The sequence below is a fragment of the Pseudomonas saponiphila genome, from assembly GCF_900105185.1.
In the GTDB taxonomy this organism is placed as follows: Bacteria; Pseudomonadota; Gammaproteobacteria; order Pseudomonadales; family Pseudomonadaceae; genus Aquipseudomonas; species Aquipseudomonas saponiphila.
Map to the genome: position 1 here is coordinate 4,449,006 of NZ_FNTJ01000001.1, position 19,059 is coordinate 4,468,064.

The following is a 19,059-nucleotide window of genomic DNA, read 5'->3' on the forward strand; positions in this document are numbered from 1 at the left end:
CTACAGCCTGCTCCTGCGACAGGGGTTGGCGCGGCTCTTGCTACCAGATCCACACCGGTAACCAACGGCGGTTGCCCACCTACGACAAAGACGTCGCGCGCCCTGCTCGCCCACCGCGAGCCGGGCGCCGACGTCTTTGTCGTTCTGGCCCCACTGAACGGGGCCGGTGGCGCGGCCACACGGCGCTCCACCTGCAGGCTCATGACGGCTCCAACGACCCCTATCAGCTGAGGTGCGCGATGAATTCAAGCTTCTGGAAATCCGGCCATACCCCGACCCTGTTTGCAGCCTTCCTGTATTTCGACCTGAGTTTCATGGTCTGGTACCTGCTGGGCCCCCTGGCGGTGCAGATCGCCGCCGATCTGCACCTGAGCACCCAGCAACGCGGCCTGATGGTGGCCACGCCCATCCTCGCCGGCGCGCTGCTGCGCTTCATCATGGGCCTGCTGGCCGACCGCCTGTCACCGAAAACCGCCGGCCTGATCGGCCAGGTGATTGTCATCGGCGCCCTGTTCGTGGCCTGGAAACTGGGCATCCACAGCTATGAACAAGCCTTGTTGCTCGGGGTGTTCCTCGGCATGGCCGGGGCCTCCTTCGCGGTGGCCCTGCCCCTGGCCTCACAATGGTATCCGCCGCAACACCAGGGCAAGGCCATGGGCATCGCCGGGGCCGGCAACTCCGGCACCGTGTTCGCCGCCCTGATCGCCCCGCTGCTGGCGGCGGCTTTCGGCTGGAGCAATGTCTTCGGCTTTGCCCTGATCCCGCTGATCCTGACCCTGGCGCTGTTCGCCTGGCTGGCGCGCAACGCTCCAGAGCGACCTCGCGCCAAGTCCATGGGCGACTACTTCAAGGCCCTGGGCGACCGCGATAGCTGGTGGTTCATGTTCTTCTACAGCGTGACCTTCGGCGGCTTCATCGGCCTGGCCAGCGCCCTGCCCGGCTACTTCAACGACCAGTACGGCCTGAGCCCGGTGACCGCCGGCTACTACACCGCCGCCTGCGTCTTCGGCGGCAGCCTGATGCGCCCCCTGGGCGGTGCCCTGGCCGACCGTTTTGGCGGCATCCGTACCTTGCTGGCGATGTACGGCGTGGCCGTGGTGTGCATCGCCGCCGTCGGCTTCAACCTGCCCAATTCCTACGCCGCCCTGGCCTTGTTCGTCTGCACCATGCTCGGCCTGGGCGCGGGCAATGGCGCGGTGTTCCAGCTGGTGCCGCAGCGCTTTCGCCGGGAAATCGGGGTCATGACCGGGCTGATCGGCATGGCCGGGGGCATCGGCGGCTTCGCCCTGGCCGCAGGCATGGGCGCCATCAAGCAGAGCAGCGGCAGCTATCAGCTGGCCCTGTGGCTGTTCGCCAGCCTCGGGGTCCTGGCCTGGTTCGGCCTGCATGGGGTCAAGCGCCGCTGGAGAACCACCTGGGGCGCCGCCGCTATCACCGCAGCGCGGGTCTGAGCACGCCATGGGCTTGCAACTGAGCCACGCCGAGGCCAGCGCCAGCGGCCCGCGAGCGGAAAACCAGGACGCCCTGCGCCGGGTCACCCCGGTGCCGGAGCTGGCCGCCAGCAAAGGGCTGCTGTTCGCCATCGCCGATGGCGTCAGCCAATGTGCCGATGGCGGCCTCGCCGCGCGTTCCAGCCTGCAGGCCCTGGCCCTGGACTACTACGCCACCCCGCAGACCTGGGCCGTGGCCGAAGCCCTGGAACGCCTGCTGAGCGCGCAGAATCGCTGGCTCCAGGCCAATGGCGGCGGCCAGCCGCTGCTCACCACCCTCAGCGCCCTGGTGTTGCGGGGGCAGCACTTCACCCTGGCCCATGTCGGCGACTGCCGGGTCTATCGCTGGCATCAGCAGCAACTGCAACGCATCACCCAGGACCATGTCTGGGAACAGTCGGGCATGCGGCATGTGCTCAAACGCGCCCTGGGCCTGGACCAGCACCTGGTGGTGGACTTTCTCGATGGCGAACTGCGCCAGGGCGAAAGCTTCCTGATGCTCAGCGACGGGGTCTGGGCCACCCTCGGCGACAGCGCCATCGCCGCCATCCTGCGCGACCAACCGGACCTGGACAGCGCGGTCGCGACCCTGGTCAGCGCCGCGCACCTGGCCGGCAGCCAGGACAACGCCAGCGCACTGCTGGTACGGGTCGACGCGCTGGGTGAACCCAGCATCGGCGATGCCCTGCTGCACCTGCGGCAATGGCCCCTGCCACCGCCGCTGAAACCGGGGCAGCTGTTCGAGGGCTGGCAGGTCGAGGCGCTGCTCAGCCAGAGCCAGCAATCGCTGCTATACCGCGTGCGTGACGAACAGCAACAGGCCTGGCTGCTGAAAACCCTGCCGGCGGCCCTGCACAACGACCGGGCGGCCTGCCAGGGGCTGCTGTCCGAAGAGTGGTTGCTGCGCCGCGTGGCCGGGCGGCACTTTCCCCAAGTGCACGGCGGCACGTCGCGCCAGTACCTGTATTACCTGATGCGCGAGTACCCCGGGCGCACCCTGCAACAGCTGTTTCGCCACAACGGCCCCCTGCCCCTGGACCAGTGGCAGTCCCTGGCCGAGCGCCTGCTGCGGGCCGTTGGCCTGCTGCATCGCCGGCAGATCCTGCACCGCGACATCAAGCCGGACAACCTGCTGCTGGGGGACGACGGCGAACTGCGGATTCTGGATTTCGGCCTGGCTTACTGCCCGGGCTTGTCGGCGGACCCGGCGCACCTGCTACCCGGTACTCCGGGCTATATCGCCCCGGAAGCCTTCACCGGCGCCCAGCCGAGCCCGCAACAGGACCTCTATGCGGTGGGTGTGAGCCTGTATTACCTGCTGACCGGGCACTATCCCCATGGCGAGATCGAAGCCTTCCAGCGCCCGCGCTTCGGCGCTGCGGTGCCTCCCGGTCGCTACCGCCCGGACCTGCCGCACTGGCTGGAGCAAAGCCTGGAGCGCGGCGTCTGTGCCGACCCGGCCCAGCGCTATGAAACGGCGGAAGAATGGCTGCTGGCGCTGGAACAGGGTGAGCGCCGCAGCCTGAGCCCCCGCCCGCGGCCCTTGCTGGAGCGGGAGCCGCTGAAGGTCTGGCGCGGCATTGCCCTGCTCGCCCTGCTGCTGAACCTGATGTTGCTGCTGGCACTGCTGCATCGCTGAAGCCAGCAGATATCTCAGTCTCCCTGGCGCCTTCTGCGCAGCGGTTCGCAGCCTGCGACAACGGCTATGCAACCCTCGGCCTGCAGACCTGTAGCTGCTGTCGAGTCACGGCGAGGCTGCGCAAGGGTCCGCAGGACCCTGCGGCGATCCCCCAGGCCGTTCATCGCCCCCAGCAGCGCCCGCAAAGAGCCGAAAGCGGGCACGACGCCTTGATTCGGTGCAACAGCCGGACTCGGCCGGAACAGAAACGCCACCAGGGCCCGATAAAACCGCGCCCCGGACAACCTGGCACAAGCGCTGCATGAGATCAGGCAACAGACATCAAGCCTGGCCTTCAACGACGAAGGCCGGCTTCCCGAGAGAACGGGATCGGACAAAGGCGTCCTCGTCAGGCCACTGACGGGACGCCTTTTTTGTTTGCGCGCAATTTGTCGAGCCAGGCCGCACTGACCCTGCCTGAGCTCCGGAGAAGCCCATGAAAAAACTCAAACTGGTGATGATCGGCAACGGCATGGCTGGGGTCCGCACCCTGGAAGAGTTGCTCAAGCTGAGCGACGAGCTGTACGACATCACCGTGTTCGGCGCCGAGCCCCACACCAATTACAACCGCATCCTGCTGTCGCCGGTGCTGGCTGGCGAACAGACGTTCGAAGACATCGTCCTCAACGACCTGGACTGGTACCTGGAGCACGACATCAAGCTGCTGCTCAATCGCAAGGTGGTGGAAATCGACCGGATCAAACGCCGGGTGATCGCCGACGACGGCAGCCAAGCCGAGTACGACCGGCTGCTGATCGCCACCGGCTCCACCCCCTTTATCCTGCCGATCCCCGGCAAGGACCTGCAGGGTGTGATCGGCTACCGCGATATCGCCGACACCCAGGCCATGATCGACGCCGCCAGGACCCACCAGCACGCGGTGGTGATCGGCGGCGGCCTGCTGGGCCTGGAAGCCGCCAACGGCCTCAAGCTGCGGGGCATGGACGTGACCGTGGTGCACATTGGCCAGTGGCTGCTGGAGCGACAACTGGACCAGACCAGCGGCCAGTTGCTGCAGAGCGCCCTGGAAAGCCGCGGCCTGAAATTCCGCCTCAGCGAGCAGACCCAGGCGCTGATCGATGCCGGCGACGGCCGGGTCGGTTCGGTGCAGTTCAATAATGGCGAGATCATCCCCGCCGACCTGGTGGTGATGGCTGCCGGCATCCGCCCCAACACCGAGCTGGCGGAACGGGCCGGCCTGCCCTGCAACCGCGGGATCCTGGTCAACGACACCCTGCAAACCTTCGACCCGCGCATCTACGCCCTTGGCGAGTGCGCCAGTCACCGGGGCATCGCCTACGGCCTGGTGGCGCCGCTGTTCGAACAGGCCAAGGTCTGCGCCAATCACCTGGCCCAGCTGGGCTTCGCCCGCTACCAGGGCTCGGTGACCTCGACCAAGTTGAAGGTCACCGGTATCGATCTGTTTTCCGCCGGGGATTTCATGGGCGGCGACGGCACCGAAACCATCACCCTCGCCGACCCCATTGGCGGGGTCTACAAGAAGCTGGTGATCAAGGACGACGTGCTGGTGGGCGCCTGCCTGTACGGCGACACCGCGGACGGCGGTTGGTACTTCCGGCAGATCCGCGAGCAGCAGGCCATCGACGCCATTCGCGACCACCTGATGTTCGGCGAGAACGCTCTTGGCGACGTCGGCCACCAGGGCCAGGACAAGGCCATGAGCATGGCCGACAGCGCCGAAGTCTGCGGCTGCAACGGGGTGTGCAAGGGCAGCATCGTCAAGGCCATCCAGGAGCACGGGCTGTTCAGCGTCGACGAGGTCAAGAAACACACCAAGGCCGCCAGCTCCTGCGGCTCCTGCACCGGCCTGGTGGAGCAGATCCTGATCAATACCGTGGGTGGTGCGGCGGACGTCAAGCCGAAAAGCGAAACAGCCATCTGCGCCTGCAGCGACCTGAACCACGGCCAGATCCGCCAGGCGATCCGCGAACAACACCTGCTGACTGTCGCCGGCACCATGAGCTACCTCAATTGGCGCACTGCCAACGGCTGCGCCACTTGCCGCCCGGCGCTGAACTACTACCTGATTTCCACCTGGCCGGGAGAGGCCCGGGACGATCCGCAATCGCGGCTGATCAACGAGCGGGCCCACGCCAATATCCAGAAGGACGGCAGCTATTCGGTGGTGCCACGGATGTGGGGCGGGGTGACCAATCCCTCCGAACTGCGGCGCATCGCCGACGTCGCCGACAAGTACCAGGTGCCCATGGTCAAGGTCACCGGCGGCCAGCGCATCGACCTGCTGGGCATTCGCAAGGAGGACTTGCCCGGGGTCTGGAAGGACCTGGACATGCCCTCCGGCCACGCCTACGGCAAGTCCATCCGCACCGTGAAGACCTGCGTCGGCAGCGAGTTCTGCCGCTTCGGCACGCAGAACTCCACCCAGCTGGGCATCGAGCTGGAACACGACCTGTTCAACATGTGGTCGCCGCACAAGGTCAAGCTGGCGGTGTCCGGCTGCCCGCGCAACTGCTCGGAAGCCGGGATCAAGGATGTCGGGATCATCGGCGTCGATTCCGGCTGGGAGATGTACATCGGCGGCAACGGCGGGATCAAGACCGAGGTGGCGCAGTTTTTCGTCAAGCTCAAGACCGCCGAAGAAGTGCGCGAGTACAACGGCGCGTTCCTCCAGCTGTACCGTGAAGAGGCCTTCTACCTCGAACGCACCGTGCACTACCTGCAACGGGTCGGCATGGAGCACGTGAAAAAGGCCGTGCTGGAAGACCCCGAACGGCGCAAGGCGCTGAACCAGCGCTTGCAGTTCGCCCTGTCCTTCGAGCAAGACCCGTGGCAACAGCGCCTGGCCGAGCCGCAGCTGAAAAAAGAGTACGAATCGATCCCCCTGAAACACCTGGAGGTGCCGGCATGAACTGGCTGGATATCTGCGCCCTGGAAGAGATCAACGCCCTGGGTTCGCGCGTCATCAAGGGGCCCCGGGGCGATATCGCGATTTTTCGTACCGGCGACGATCAGGTCTTCGCCCTGGACGATCGCTGTCCGCACAAGGGCGGCCCGCTGTCCCAGGGGCTGATCTACGGCAGGCGCGTGGCCTGCCCCTTGCACAACTGGCAGATCGACCTGGAATCCGGCGAGGCCCAGGCGCCGGACGTCGGCTGTGCCCACCGGCATCAGGCCAGGGTGCTAGCGGGCCGGGTGCAACTGATCTTGCGGGATGCCGGGTGATGCCGCGCCAGAGCACGGCCTCGACCTGTTGCTACTGCGGGGTTGGCTGCGGCGTGCTGATCGAGCATGACGACAGGCAGATCCTCGGGGTCAGTGGCGATCCGGCGCACCCGGCCAACTTCGGCAAGTTGTGCAGCAAGGGCGCCAGCCTGCACCTGACCGGCGACCCCGGTGCCCGCGCCCTGTACCCGGAGCTGCGCCTGGGCAAGGATCTGCCCCGCAGCCGCTGCGACTGGGACAGCGCCCTGGAACACGCCGCTGGGATATTTGCCCAAACCATTGCCGAGCACGGCCCGGACAGCGTGGCGTTCTATATCTCCGGGCAATTGCTGACCGAGGACTACTACGCCTTCAACAAGCTGGCCCGGGCCCTGGTGGGCACCAACAACATCGACAGCAATTCGCGGCTGTGCATGTCCTCGGCGGTGGTGGGCTACAAGCGCAGCCTGGGGGCCGATGCGCCGCCCTGCAGCTATGAGGACCTGGAGCTGAGCGATTGCGTGATGATCGTCGGCAGCAACATGGTCTACGCCCATCCGGTGCTGTTCCGGCGCCTGGAACAGGCCAAAAGCCAGCGTCCGCAGATGAAAGTGCTGGTGATCGACCCGCGTCGCACCGATACCTGCGATCTGGCCGACCTGCACCTGGCGATCCTGCCCGGGACCGACGTGGCCCTGTTCCACGGCATCCTCCATTTACTGCTGTGGGAAGACTGGATCGACCGAGACTTCATCCGCGAACACACCGAGGGCCTGGCCGAGTTGAAAGCCCTGGTCCGCGACTACACCCCGCCGATGGTGGCGCAGTTGTGCGGGATCAGCGTCGAGTACTTGCAGCAATGCGCGCAATGGATCGGCAACGCGGCGAGTTTTCTGTCCCTGTGGTGCATGGGGTTGAATCAGTCCAGCGCCGGTAGCGCAAAAAACAGCGCGCTGATCAATCTGCACCTGGCCACCGGGCAGATCGGCCGCCCCGGCGCCGGCCCCTTCTCGCTCACCGGCCAGCCCAATGCCATGGGCGGGCGCGAAACCGGCAGCCTGAGCAACCTGCTCCCCGGGCACCGGGAGGCCGCCGATCCCGAGCATCGCGCAGAGGTCGCCGCCTACTGGGGCGTGGAGCAGTTGCCCGCCCACCCCGGATTGAGCGCCATCGAGCTGTTTGAACAGTTGCCCAGCGGCCGGATCAAGGCCCTGTGGATCGCCTGCACCAACCCGGCACAATCGCTGCCGGACCAGAATACGGTGCGGGCGGCGCTACAGGCCTGCCCTTTCGTGGTCCTGCAGGAAGCCTTCGCCACCACGGAAACCGCAGCCTTTGCCGACCTGCTGCTACCCGCCGCCAGTTGGGGGGAGAAAGAAGGCACGGTGACCAACTCGGAACGCCGGGTTTCTCACGTGCGCCAGGCGGTGCCCGCGCCCGGCGAGGCGCGGCCTGACTGGGCCATTACCCTGGACTTCGCCCAACGCCTGGAGCGCCGCCTGCGTCCCGGCCTGCCGAGCCTGTTTGACTTCACTTGCGCCGCCCAGCTGTTCGATGAGTACAAAGGCCTGACCCAGGGCCGCGATCTGGATCTGTCCGGCCTCAGTCACCAGCTGATCGACCGCCTCGGCCCGCAGCAATGGCCCTTCCCCAACGGTGTGACACAAGGCACGCCACGCTTGTATGGCAACGGTGTATTTCCCACTGCCTCTGGCCGTGCACGCTTTATCGCCGATCCCTATGTGGCCGCCAAGGAACAGCGAGACGCGCGTTTTCCTCTGACCCTGATCACCGGTCGGCTGCGTGACCAGTGGCACGGCATGAGCCGCACCGGCACTGCGGCGCAGCTGTTTGGTCACGTCAGCGAGGCGCTGTTGAGCCTGCATCCGGACGAGTTGCGCCGGCAACGCTTGCGCGAGGGCGATCTGGTGAGCCTGAAAAGCCGGCGTGGCAGCGTGATTGTCGCCGTCGCCCGTGATGACGGCGTGCGCCCCGGCCAGGCGTTCCTGCCCATGCACTGGGGCGATCGCTTCCTCAAGGGCGGGGTCAACGCCGTGACTCAATCGGCCTTCGATCCCCTGTCCAAACAGCCGGAGCTCAAGCACAGCGGCGTGCGCCTGGAACCGGTGCAACTGCCCTGGCAGTTGTTCGCCCTGATCGAAGGCGAGGTACAGGCCCACTTCAAGGTTCTGCGTCCGCTGTGCGAAGCCTTTGCCTATGTCAGTTTCAGCCTGAGCGGTCGTGAGCGCCCGGCCCTGGTGATCCGCGCCGCCCACCAGGAAGCGCCGCTGCCGGCATTGCTCAAGCTGATCGACCAGCAGTTGGGGCTGGAAGGTGGGCCGGTCCTGGCCTACGACGATCCGCGCCGGGCCATCGGCAAGCGCGTGCGTATCGAACAAGGACGGATCACCGCGATCCGACTGGCCGGGGAAACCCTGGCCCAGCACTGGTTGCAGCAGTTGTGGCTCGAAGGCCGCGCCGATGAGCAACTGCGCCGCTGGCTGCTGGCGCCGATGAGCGCCCCGCCGCAGGCCAGCGGCCTGGGCGGAACACGGCAACGAACCCTGTGCAACTGCAAGAACGTCAGCTATCAGGCGGTAGGGGCCGGTATCGCTGAAGGCCTGGACCTTGAACAACTGCAACAGCAATTGGGCTGCGGTAGCCAATGTGGCTCCTGCGTGCCGGAGATCAAGCGTCTGCTGGCGGCGGCAGTGCAACCTGCCAGCCTCCCTGTGTGAGGAATGAATATGAGTGCAAAAGTCTGGCTGGTTGGCGCAGGGCCGGGGGATCCGGAGCTGTTGACCCTCAAGGCGGTGCGTGCCCTTGGCGAGGCCGAGGTGGTGCTGATCGATGATCTGGTGAACCACGCCGTGCTGGCGCACTGCCCTGGGGCACGGGTCATTGCAGTCGGCAAACGAGGAGGATGCCGTTCTACGCCCCAAGCCTTCATTCATCGCCTGATGCTGCGCTATGCCCGTCAGGGCCGCTGCGTGGTGCGCCTCAAGGGCGGCGATCCGTGCATCTTTGGTCGCGGCGGCGAAGAAGCCCAGTGGCTGAAGGAACGGGGCATCGAGGTGGAACTGGTCAACGGCATCACGGCTGGGCTGGCGGGCGCCACGCGCTGCGAGATTCCCCTGACCCTGCGCGGCGTCGCCCGGGGGGTGACCCTGGTCACCGCGCACACTCAGGATGACAGCCGCCTGAACTGGCAGGCCTTGGCGCAAAGCGGCACGACCCTGGTGATCTACATGGGCGTGGCGAAGCTGGCGGAGATTGCCGGGCAATTGCGTGAAGGCGGCCTGGCGGCCGATACGCCGGTGGCGATGATTGAAAACGCTTCGCTGCCTGAACAGCGGGAATGTCGCAGCGATCTGGCGGGGATGGAACGGGATGCCCAGCGCTTTGCGCTCAAGAGCCCGGCGATCCTGGTGATTGGGGCCGTGGCAGCCACGGCGTCCGCCCTTGAAGCCTGCGTCGGCCAAGCCTGAGTCGAGGCTCTGGCCGGACAAATCGCAGGCAAAGAAAAACCCGGCCTAGGCCGGGTTTTTCCAAGCTACAAGGCTAATTACTTAGCTTGAGCTTCAACCGAGGCTTCTACGCGACGGTTGATAGCGCGACCAGCTTCAGTTGCGTTGTCGGCAACTGGGCGGGACTCACCGTAACCAACGGATTGAACGCGGTTAGCGCCAACGCCGTACTGGTTGACCAGAACTTGTTTAACGGCGTTTGCACGACGCTCAGACAGCTTCTGGTTGTAAGCGTCAGGACCGACGGAGTCAGTGTGACCTTCAACAACGGTGGTGGTCTGTGGGTACTGCTTCATGAAGTCAGCGAGGTTCTTGATGTCAGCGTAGCTGTTAGGCTTAACGACCGACTTGTCGAAGTCGAACTTCACGTCCAGCTCAACACGAACAACTTCAGCAACTGGAGCTTCTGGAGCTGGTTCTGGAGCTGGAGCCGGTACTGGAGCCGGTGCTGGAGCAACTTTGCCGCCGCTGCCACCGAAGTTCACACCCAGACCGATAGTAGGAGCGTAGTCCCACTTGCCGTTGTCCAGCTTGTAGTCAGCTTCAACGCCGGCACGGGCGAACAGGTTGTCGGTGAAGTAGTACTTAACACCAGCGCCTGCAGTCAGGAAAGTCGACTGGTCGCGGCCGCTGTGACCGTCAGCGATCACGTTGGTCATGCTCTTGTGAGCAACACCGCCGGAAACGTATGGACGCAGAGCGTCACCCACAGAACCAAAGTGGTACTGAGCGTTCAGGCCGAAGTTGTCGCCTTTGATCTTCTGGTTACCAGTACCGTCGTTAGAACGGGTGTGGTTGGTCTTGTCGTAGGTAGCGTTCAACGACAGGTCGTCGGTCAGGAAGTAACCGATCGATGCGCCTGGGTTGAAGCCGTCTTCAACGTGATTAACGCTGTCGTTGTACTGTTTTTTGTAAAACAGTTCACCCTCGACCGCGCCTTGGCCTTGCGCCAGAACGCCGAACGAAGTCACGGCAACAATAGAACCAATGGCAATGCCCAAGGTGTTTTTCAGTTTCATCCGTTAAATCCCCATCTGGTGATTGTAAAGCAGTCCCACATACCGGGGGACAACTCGGCGGTAAGTCTATCAGAACTCACCTAGACGTAAGAGATATTTGCGCCGAACTAAGTTTCAGCAATGCCTGCAAATTTCTCACGCAATTTATCAAGAGCACGTTTGTAACGCATTTTCGTAGCACTCAACCCCATGTGCATGATGTCTGCGATCTCCTGGAACTCCAGCTCTGCGACAAATCGTAGCACCAGAATTTCCCGGTCAATCGGGTTCACATGCACCAACCAGCGGTCAAGTCCGCCCTTTTCCTCTGGTTTTGGTGCCTTCTCTTCAGAGGCCTCCTCGAGGGGGTCAAGACTTAAAGCGTCCATCAACCGACGCTTGCGCCGCTCCTTGCGATACTGCGTGATGCACTCGTTGTACGTGATGCTATATAGCCACGTCTTGAACTTCGATTTACCCTCAAAGTTCTTAAGGCCATACAGCACCTTCAACATCACTTCCTGACAGACATCATCCGCATCCCGATCGTTCCCTAGATAACGTGCGCAAACATTAAATAGGGTCCTCTGATAGCGTCGCATCAACTCTTCATAGGCGCGTGTTACGTGAAACAGCTCCGTATGTGAGCGCGCAACCAACTCCTCATCAGAGAGCTCACGGGGGTCATAGCGCGTGGATAACGATTGGGTTTTATTCAAAACGAGTCGTGCCGACAGTCAGGTCAATGTCCGCCGCTGCCCGGTGAGGGCATTTTGCGGCGGCATACATTAGCAGGGTTTGCCGGGTTAGCGGCTACTTACATGCTGCTCCAGCAGGATCCGATTGGACAGAGAGACTAGCTCACCCTCCTCGGTCAGCAATGTAGTTTTAACCGTGCCGATCTCTTCGATCTGGCCTTCGACCTCACCAACACGTACTTGTTGCCCAACCTGGTACAACTCACGCACATAGATTCCCGCAAGAATCTGCCCGGCAATTTCCCGGCTTCCCAAACCCATGGCTAGCGCAACGGCCAGACCAACGGTAATCAATACGATCACGATCACATGGTTGAGCAGGTCGGTTTTGACCTCCAACTGACTGATCGCCACGGAAATACTAATGATGATCACCAGCCCCTGGGCAATGCGCCCCAGGCCACTGGCGTAATCCAGGCCCACGCCTTCAGCCGCTCCACGCACCAGGCCATTGGCCAGTTGCGCCAGCAGAACCCCCACCAACAGCACCAGCGCAGCACCAAAAACCTTCGGCAAATACAGCGCAAGCATGTCGAGCGTAGCTGACACTCGCTCAAGACCCAGGGATTCAGCAGCAGAAACCAGAAATATAAGCAGGACAAACCAGTAGACAATCTTGCCGATCAAGGTCGAGATCGGCACTTGCAGGCCCGCGCGGGACAGCAACTTGGTCAAGCCAGTACCGCCCATCAGACGGTCAAGGCCCAGCTTGGCCAGCAATTTCGACAACAGGGTGTCCAGCAGCTTGGCCACCACGAAGCCCAGCAACAGCACCACCAGCGCGCCGAACAGGTTCGGAATGAAGTTCGCCACCTTGGTCCACAAGGCTGTCATTGCCGTGACGAGGCTCTGCGTCCAGAGATCAAGTTCCATATTCAATCAGCCTTATCAGCAGTGCGAGCAGAAGATTTACGACGGGATACCGGCGCGATATGGGCCGATCCATTATTCAAGGCGATCATCAGCGCCGGCAGCCAGCGGCCCAGCAGGCTGAACAGATCTCCCGCCCCAACCTGGCGGTTGGCGGTTTTCAGTACGCGGCCCAGGCAGGCGTCATCATCGCGGCTCGATGGCGAGGCTTTGAGCATGTCACGCAAAGACTGTTCAAACGGATCGTGCATACGCACCTCTGGTGATGTCTGGAAAAGACGCGGTCAGATTTATTCGGGTCACATGACGCATCATCACACCCAGCGCAAACGGCGGAACAACCACCATTGCCCGAGGGCCACCGCCACCAGCAGCAGGCAGGCGATGATGAATCCGTAGGGGCTCGCGGAGAATGGAATCCCGCCGACGTTGATCCCCAGAAGACCGGTGAGAAAACTCATGGGCAGGAAGATCCCGGTGATGATCCCGAAGCGATACATGGTGCGGTTCATGCGCACGCTCAAGCGGCGGTCTTCGGCCTCCAGCACAAGCCCCACGCGCTCTCGGGCCAGTTCCAGCTCTTCCAGGTAACGGGTCAGGCTGTTGTGCAACTCATTCCAGTAGTCGCCATCGTCGACGGCGAACCAGGGCAGCTTTATACGACTCAACTGGGCAAAAATATCCCGTTGTGGAGCCAGGAACCGCTTCAACCCGGCAGCCCGACGGCGGATCTGCAAAATGCTCCCGTGCTCCGGGGTATACCGTTCGTCGGCATCCAGTTTTTCTTCTTCGATATCGACCACTTCAGACAGGTCACTGACCAGATGCTGCACCTTATGCGTCAGATACTCGGCCATATAAAGAAGCAGTTCGGCAGCGGTTTTCGGCCCCTTGCCTTCAGTCAGTTGCAGCAAAAGCTCATCAGTGGCGCGCAAAGGCCGCAGACGCAGGGAAATCACCCGCTGGGAAGACGCGAAGATCCGCACCGACACCATATCCTCAGGCTCGGCCCCCGGATTGAGGTTGATGCCACGCAAAAACAGCAGCAGCTCCGAATCCGGCAAGGACAGCAGGCGCGGCCGGGTATTTTCCTCCAGCAGCAGATCACAGCTGAACTCGCTCAGGCCGCTGGAACGGCGCAGCCAGGTCTGGGTTTGCGGATGACTGCGATCCCAGTGCAGCCACAGGCTTTCATGGGCCTGCAGCTGCAGATCGTCGAGCTCAGTCCGGGCTATCGAACGCGCACCACCTTGACCATCCAGCACCAGGGCATGCACCAGCCCCCATTGCGCGTTGTCTTCCTCGAACATCCTCATCCCTTGTCAGGCCAATGGCTTATTCAGGCATCTTCAGTGGGCTTGGCGACACGATGACGCCATTGTTGTCGGCATAGACATATTCACCCGGGCGGAAAGTCACACCGGCAAAGGTCACTGCCACATTGAGATCGCCGATGCCGCGCTTGTCGGTCTTCATCGGATGACTGGCCAGGGCCTGAACCCCGAGATCGGTCTGGGCGATGACATCCACATCACGGATGCAGCCGTAGATCACCAGGCCTTCCCAGCCATTTTTCGCTGCCTTCTCGGCCAGCATGTCCCCCAGTAGCGCACGGCGCAGAGAGCCGCCGCCGTCGACCACCAGCACCTTGCCGTGTCCCTTGAGCTCCACTTGCTCCTTGACCAGCGAGTTGTCCTCGAAGCACTTGATGGTGACGATTTCACCACCAAAGGAGTCGCGACCGCCGAAGTTGCTGAACATGGGTTCAACCACCTGCACCAGGTCCGGATAGGCATCGCACAGGTCGGGAGTGAGGTAATGGTTCATCGAGAAACTCCTGTAGCAGAAAGAACACGATCGAAGGTATCGGCCATTTCAGGGGCCATTCTGGGCATACGAGTCTGGCAGGCCGAGGTTTAACCTGCTCCTCCAAGGAGCAGATCGGCCTGACGCGCATCTGCAGCCATGCCACCTGAACGGAAAGTCGACTCAATAACCGAATGTGACCAGAACAGCGCAACGCGTCATATCTTAGCCGCAAGCGCTATCCAACGAAATGCCCTTGTCAGAGCCCTCGCCTCAAACCTCAGCCACCTGCTCGGCAGCGGAAGCCAGCAACGGCGTGTGCTGATCCTGGAGCCAGCGCGCCACCAGTGGCCAGACCTCGGCTTGCGCCGGCTTGCTCACCAGCATCTCGACATGGCCAAAATTGCTGCTGAACCCTAGCTCACGCCCCAGGCAGACAAATTGTTTCTGCTCACTGGCCAGTTGATCGAACAGCTTGCGACAGGCCCAGGTCGGATCCTGATGATCCCCCGCGGCGCTGACCGCCAGTACCGGCACCCTGACTTCCGCCAGCCCGGCCCACCAGTCCTTGTCGGCATCGCCAAAGCGGCCGAACAGGCCATGCCAGCGCATGCTTTCCAGGGCCAGGCCAATGGGCTCGTCCTCCGGGCCGCGCTTGAGCCGCGAACCGGACAACTGGGCAAAGCGCTTGATGAGCAGGCGCCCGCCCCATTCCACCATGGGGATTTTCAACGGCCAGTAGGTACGGCTGATCTGGGTTCCAAAAAACGCCGCCGAAGCTACCCCGGCCTCCCCCAGGTACTGCCCGCCCAGCGCCGCCGCCAAGGTCGTTCCCCCCAGGGAATGACCGATCCAGTGAGGAATCTGAGCGCTTTGCTCACGGACAAAGGCGGCAATCGCCGGCAGATCATAGCGCGCGTAGTCGGCCACCCGGTTCTTGCGGTAGTCGGCATTGCGGCGCGACAAGCCATGGCCGCGCATCTCGGGAATCCATACATCGAAACCGGCACGAGCCAGGTAGGCACCAAGGCCCACGCCCTTGGGCGAATACCAGAAGCGCCGGTTGGAAAAGCTGCCGTGGAGCAGAACCACAGGCACGCCCCGGGCTTCTGGCTCATCGGCCAACCCCAGGCGAGTCACGGCCAGTTCGACCGAAGGGTCCGGACTGTTGCCGGGTTTCAAGCGATAGACATCTTCGCTGAGGTCGCCTCGACGCTCGGCACTGATCAAGGCGACGGGAAATAGGTTGCTGCTGCTTTGCATATTCTTCTTGCACAAAAAAGGGCGGCATCCAGAAGAAGCACGCCCTGCTTGAATCTTCAAGAGCCGGTCCGCCCAGGCGCAACCGGCTCTTCGTTCACCGATTACACCGCGCCCTGACCTTCGGCCAGGAAGAACCAGGTTTCCAGCACCGAGTCCGGATTCAACGAGACGCTTTCAATGCCCTGCTCCATCAGCCACTTGGCCAGGTCCGGGTGGTCCGAAGGGCCCTGGCCACAGATACCGATGTACTTGCCGGCCTTGTTGCAGGCGGCGATGGCATTGGCCAGCAGCTTCTTGACCGCAGGATTACGCTCGTCGAACAGGTGGGCGATGATCCCCGAGTCACGGTCCAGGCCCAGGGTCAGCTGGGTCAGGTCGTTGGAGCCGATGGAGAAACCATCGAAGTACTCGAGGAACTCCTCAGCCAGGATGGCGTTGGAAGGCAGTTCGCACATCATGATCACGCGCAGACCGTTTTCGCCGCGCTTGAGGCCATTTTCAGCCAGCAGATCAACCACTTGGCTGGCTTCGCCCAAGGTACGCACGAACGGCACCATGATTTCGACGTTGGTCAGGCCCATCTCGTTGCGCACGCGTTTCAGCGCACGGCATTCGAGCTCGAAGCAGTCACGGAAGGATTCGCTGATGTAGCGCGAGGCGCCACGGAAGCCCAGCATCGGGTTCTCTTCTTCCGGCTCGTAGAGCTTGCCGCCGATCAGGTTGGCGTATTCGTTGGACTTGAAGTCCGACAGACGTACGATGACCTTCTTCGGCGTGAACGCCGCGGCCAGGGTGCTGATGCCTTCAACCAGCTTGTCGACGTAGAAATCCACAGGATCGTGGTAGCCGGCAATACGCTTGTCGACGCTGTCCTTGATCTCTTGCGGCAGCCCGGCGTAGTTCAGCAGCGCCTTGGGGTGCACGCCGATCATGCGGTTGATGATGAATTCCAGGCGGGCCAGGCCCACGCCGGCGTTCGGCAGTTGAGCGAAGTCGAAGGCGCGGTCCGGGTTGCCGACGTTCATCATGATCTTGAACGGCAGTTCCGGCATGGCGTCTACCGAGTTCTGCTTGACGTCGAAGCCCAACTCGCCTTCGAAGATCAGACCGGTGTCGCCTTCGGCGCAGGAAACGGTCACACCCTGGCCATCCTTCAACAGCTCGGTGGCGTTGCCGCAACCCACTACCGCCGGAATCCCCAATTCACGAGCGATGATCGCCGCGTGGCAGGTACGACCGCCACGGTTGGTGACGATGGCGCTGGCGCGCTTCATCACTGGTTCCCAGTCCGGGTCGGTCATGTCGGAAACCAGCACGTCACCGGCCTGGACCTTGTCCATCTCGGACACGTCCTTGATGATCCGCACCTTGCCGGCGCCGATGCGCTGGCCGATGGCGCGACCTTCCACCAGCACGGTGCCGGTTTCCTTGAGCAGGTAACGCTCCATGACGTTGGCCTGGGTACGGCTCTTCACGGTTTCCGGACGGGCCTGGACGATGTACAGCTTGCCGTCGTCGCCATCCTTGGCCCACTCGATGTCCATCGGGCACTGGTAGTGCTTCTCGATGATCATCGCCTGCTTGGCCAGCTCGCTGACTTCGGCGTCGGTGAGGCAGAAACGTGCGCGATCGGCCGCGTCCACGTCCACGGTCTTCACCGAGCGACCGGCCTTGGCCTCGTCGCCGTAGATCATCTTGATCGCCTTGCTGCCCAGGTTGCGGCGCAGGATGGCCGGGCGGCCGGCTTCAAGGGTGTTCTTGTGGACGTAGAATTCGTCCGGGTTGACCGCGCCCTGGACCACGGTCTCACCCAGGCCGTAGGCACCGGTAATGAAGACCACGTCACGGAAGCCCGATTCGGTGTCGAGGGTGAACATCACGCCGGCGGTGCCGGTTTCCGAGCGCACCATGCGCTGCACACCGGCAGACAGGGCCACCAGCTTGTGGTCGAAACCCTGGTGTACGCGGTAGGAAATGGCGCGATCGTTGAACAGCGAGGCAAACACTTCCTTGGCCGCGCGGATCACGTTGTCCACGCCACGGATGTTGAGGAAGGTTTCCTGCTGGCCGGCAAAGGAGGCATCCGGCAAGTCTTCGGCGGTGGCCGAGGAACGCACGGCTACGGCGATGTCCGGGTTGCCTGCCGACAAGGCGGCGAATGCGCTGCGGATCTCGGTGTTGAGGCGCTCGGGGAACTCGGCCTCCATGATCCATTGACGGATCTGCGCGCCGGTCTTGGCCAGGGCGTTGACATCATCGACATCCAGCGCATCGAGTGCCGCGTGGATCTGGTCGTTCAGGCCACTCAACTCAAGAAAATCACGATAAGCCTGAGCTGTCGTGGCGAAGCCACCAGGGACCGATACGCCCGCACCTGCGAGGTTGCTGATCATCTCGCCCAGGGATGCGTTCTTGCCCCCCACATGCTCAACATCGTGTTTGCCGAGCTTATCGAGGGAAACTACGTACTCTACCAAGGTGATCTCTCCACTAACTGTGTTGGAAAAGCTCAGAAGCCGGCTGCTCGGGGGAGCGATTGCCCGCTATATGGCCTGGACCTGGAAAATAAGTGAGAATGCGGGCCATTCCCGGCCGACAAATCGCGCCTATCATATCCAAGAATCGTCACTAGCTTAAGGCCCAAGCCGCAAATGAAACGATCTGCTTTCTTTATTTCCGATGGTACCGGTATCACAGCGGAAACCCTCGGCCAGAGCCTGTTGGCGCAGTTCGAAAACATTACCTTCAGCAAAATCACGCGGCCGTACATCGACAGCATGGAAAAAGCGCGGGCCATGGTACAGCAAATCAATATGGCCGCCGAAAAAGACGGCTATCGCCCGATCATTTTCGACACCATCGTCAATCAGGATATTCGTGAGATTCTCGCCACCTCCAATGGTTTCATGATCGACATCTTCTCGACCTTCCTCGCGCCCCTGGAACAGGAACTCAGCGAGCATTCTTCCTACTCCGTCGGCAAATCCCACTCCATTGGCCACAACTCCAACTACATGGAGCGGATCGAGGCGGTGAACTTCGCCCTGGACAACGACGACGGCGCCCGCACCCACTACTACGACAAGGCCGACCTGATCCTGGTGGGCGTGTCGCGCTGCGGCAAGACCCCGACCTGCCTGTACATGGCCATGCAATTCGGCATCCGCGCGGCCAACTACCCGTTGACCGAAGAAGACATGGAACGCCTGCAACTGCCCAATGCCCTGCGCGCCCACAAGCACAAGCTGTTCGGCCTGACCATCGACCCCGACCGCCTCACCGCGATCCGCAACGAGCGCAAGCCCAACAGCCGCTACTCCAGCTACGCCCAGTGCGAATTCGAAGTGCGCGAAGTGGAAAACCTGTTCCGCCGCGAGAACATTCCCCATATCAATTCCACGCATTTCTCGGTGGAAGAGATCTCGGCCAAGATCCTCGTGGAAAAAGGCGTGGAGCGCCGCTTCAAGTAGGCCGCGCCACAACTTC

At 62.6% G+C, this 19,059-nt stretch carries 15 protein-coding genes; 7 read left to right on the forward strand and 8 right to left on the reverse strand.

Annotation, left to right across the window (positions count from 1 at the left end; genetic code table 11):
* Positions 1 to 239: 239 nt before the first annotated feature.
* From BLV47_RS20885 to cobA, 6 genes are all read left to right on the forward strand, one after another.
* Complete coding sequence (locus BLV47_RS20885) at positions 240 to 1,451, forward strand: nitrate/nitrite transporter (RefSeq protein ID WP_092316686.1); 1,212 nt, start codon at positions 240 to 242, stop codon at positions 1,449 to 1,451.
* Between the two features lie 7 nt (positions 1,452 to 1,458).
* Entirely contained in the window at positions 1,459 to 3,129 is a 1,671-nt protein-coding gene (locus BLV47_RS20890; RefSeq protein WP_092316688.1) for a bifunctional protein-serine/threonine kinase/phosphatase, read from the forward strand.
* 475 nt (positions 3,130 to 3,604) lie between these two features.
* The gene (gene nirB / locus BLV47_RS20895; RefSeq protein WP_092316690.1) at positions 3,605 to 6,058 is read left to right on the forward strand and encodes a nitrite reductase large subunit NirB; all 2,454 of its coding nucleotides are present in this window, start codon (positions 3,605 to 3,607) and stop codon (positions 6,056 to 6,058) included.
* Positions 6,055 to 6,372 carry a nitrite reductase small subunit NirD gene (nirD, locus tag BLV47_RS20900; RefSeq protein ID WP_092316692.1) on the forward strand — a complete coding sequence of 106 codons (318 nt, stop codon included), beginning with the start codon at positions 6,055 to 6,057 and terminating at the stop codon, positions 6,370 to 6,372. The genes nirB and nirD overlap by 4 nt, the downstream gene beginning before the upstream one ends.
* Entirely contained in the window at positions 6,372 to 9,089 is a 2,718-nt protein-coding gene (locus BLV47_RS20905) for a nitrate reductase (protein WP_092316694.1), read from the forward strand. Before nirD ends, BLV47_RS20905 begins: the two co-directional genes overlap by 1 nt.
* 9 nt (positions 9,090 to 9,098) lie before the next feature.
* Positions 9,099 to 9,839: a uroporphyrinogen-III C-methyltransferase gene (cobA, locus tag BLV47_RS20910; RefSeq protein ID WP_092316696.1), complete on the forward strand. Its 741-nt coding sequence runs from the start codon at positions 9,099 to 9,101 to the stop codon at positions 9,837 to 9,839.
* Between the two features lie 77 nt (positions 9,840 to 9,916).
* Here the strand turns inward: cobA and BLV47_RS20915 are convergent, their stop codons facing one another.
* The 8 genes from BLV47_RS20915 to ppsA form a co-directional block, all read right to left on the reverse strand.
* Entirely contained in the window at positions 9,917 to 10,897 is a 981-nt protein-coding gene (locus BLV47_RS20915; RefSeq protein ID WP_092316698.1) for an OmpA family protein, read from the reverse strand.
* Between the two features lie 107 nt (positions 10,898 to 11,004).
* On the reverse strand, positions 11,005 to 11,595 hold the full coding sequence (sigX, locus tag BLV47_RS20920; protein ID WP_011060195.1) for an RNA polymerase sigma factor SigX: 591 nt from the start codon (positions 11,593 to 11,595) through the stop codon (positions 11,005 to 11,007).
* A gap of 87 nt (positions 11,596 to 11,682) precedes the next feature.
* Positions 11,683 to 12,507, reverse strand: a complete 825-nt coding sequence (locus BLV47_RS20925) for a mechanosensitive ion channel family protein (protein WP_016964357.1) — start codon at positions 12,505 to 12,507, stop codon at positions 11,683 to 11,685.
* Positions 12,508 to 12,509: 2 nt separating this feature from the next.
* Complete coding sequence (locus BLV47_RS20930; protein ID WP_011060193.1) at positions 12,510 to 12,755, reverse strand: hypothetical protein; 246 nt, start codon at positions 12,753 to 12,755, stop codon at positions 12,510 to 12,512.
* 63 nt (positions 12,756 to 12,818) lie between these two features.
* Entirely contained in the window at positions 12,819 to 13,814 is a 996-nt protein-coding gene (locus BLV47_RS20935) for a zinc transporter ZntB (RefSeq protein ID WP_092316700.1), read from the reverse strand.
* Positions 13,815 to 13,839: 25 nt separating this feature from the next.
* Positions 13,840 to 14,331, reverse strand: coding sequence for a ribonuclease E activity regulator RraA (gene rraA / locus BLV47_RS20940; RefSeq protein ID WP_009042919.1), 492 nt, complete (start codon positions 14,329 to 14,331; stop codon positions 13,840 to 13,842).
* Positions 14,332 to 14,583: 252 nt separating this feature from the next.
* On the reverse strand, positions 14,584 to 15,573 hold the full coding sequence (locus tag BLV47_RS20945) for an alpha/beta fold hydrolase (protein WP_092316702.1): 990 nt from the start codon (positions 15,571 to 15,573) through the stop codon (positions 14,584 to 14,586).
* Positions 15,574 to 15,674: 101 nt separating this feature from the next.
* Positions 15,675 to 18,050, reverse strand: coding sequence for a phosphoenolpyruvate synthase (gene ppsA / locus BLV47_RS20950; RefSeq protein WP_092316704.1), 2,376 nt, complete (start codon positions 18,048 to 18,050; stop codon positions 15,675 to 15,677).
* 174 nt (positions 18,051 to 18,224) lie between these two features.
* Here ppsA and ppsR point away from each other — a divergent pair, with 174 nt between their 5' ends.
* Positions 18,225 to 19,043, forward strand: coding sequence for a posphoenolpyruvate synthetase regulatory kinase/phosphorylase PpsR (gene ppsR, locus BLV47_RS20955; protein ID WP_092316706.1), 819 nt, complete (start codon positions 18,225 to 18,227; stop codon positions 19,041 to 19,043).
* Positions 19,044 to 19,059: the final 16 nt, after the last annotated feature.

What these genes read in the sequence shown, in the direction of transcription:
- BLV47_RS20885 (WP_092316686.1), top strand. Translation starts at nt 240, where the DNA reads ATGAATTCAAGCTTCTGGAAATCCGGCCATACCCCGACCCTGTTTGCA.
- BLV47_RS20890 (WP_092316688.1), top strand. Translation starts at nt 1,459, where the DNA reads ATGGGCTTGCAACTGAGCCACGCCGAGGCCAGCGCCAGCGGCCCGCGA.
- nirB (WP_092316690.1), top strand. Translation starts at nt 3,605, where the DNA reads ATGAAAAAACTCAAACTGGTGATGATCGGCAACGGCATGGCTGGGGTC.
- nirD (WP_092316692.1), top strand. Translation starts at nt 6,055, where the DNA reads ATGAACTGGCTGGATATCTGCGCCCTGGAAGAGATCAACGCCCTGGGT.
- BLV47_RS20905 (WP_092316694.1), top strand. Translation starts at nt 6,372, where the DNA reads ATGCCGCGCCAGAGCACGGCCTCGACCTGTTGCTACTGCGGGGTTGGC.
- cobA (WP_092316696.1), top strand. Translation starts at nt 9,099, where the DNA reads ATGAGTGCAAAAGTCTGGCTGGTTGGCGCAGGGCCGGGGGATCCGGAG.
- BLV47_RS20915 (WP_092316698.1), bottom strand. Translation starts at nt 10,897, where the DNA reads ATGAAACTGAAAAACACCTTGGGCATTGCCATTGGTTCTATTGTTGCC.
- BLV47_RS20925 (WP_016964357.1), bottom strand. Translation starts at nt 12,507, where the DNA reads ATGGAACTTGATCTCTGGACGCAGAGCCTCGTCACGGCAATGACAGCC.
- BLV47_RS20930 (WP_011060193.1), bottom strand. Translation starts at nt 12,755, where the DNA reads ATGCACGATCCGTTTGAACAGTCTTTGCGTGACATGCTCAAAGCCTCG.
- BLV47_RS20935 (WP_092316700.1), bottom strand. Translation starts at nt 13,814, where the DNA reads ATGTTCGAGGAAGACAACGCGCAATGGGGGCTGGTGCATGCCCTGGTG.
- rraA (WP_009042919.1), bottom strand. Translation starts at nt 14,331, where the DNA reads ATGAACCATTACCTCACTCCCGACCTGTGCGATGCCTATCCGGACCTG.
- BLV47_RS20945 (WP_092316702.1), bottom strand. Translation starts at nt 15,573, where the DNA reads ATGCAAAGCAGCAGCAACCTATTTCCCGTCGCCTTGATCAGTGCCGAG.
- ppsR (WP_092316706.1), top strand. Translation starts at nt 18,225, where the DNA reads ATGAAACGATCTGCTTTCTTTATTTCCGATGGTACCGGTATCACAGCG.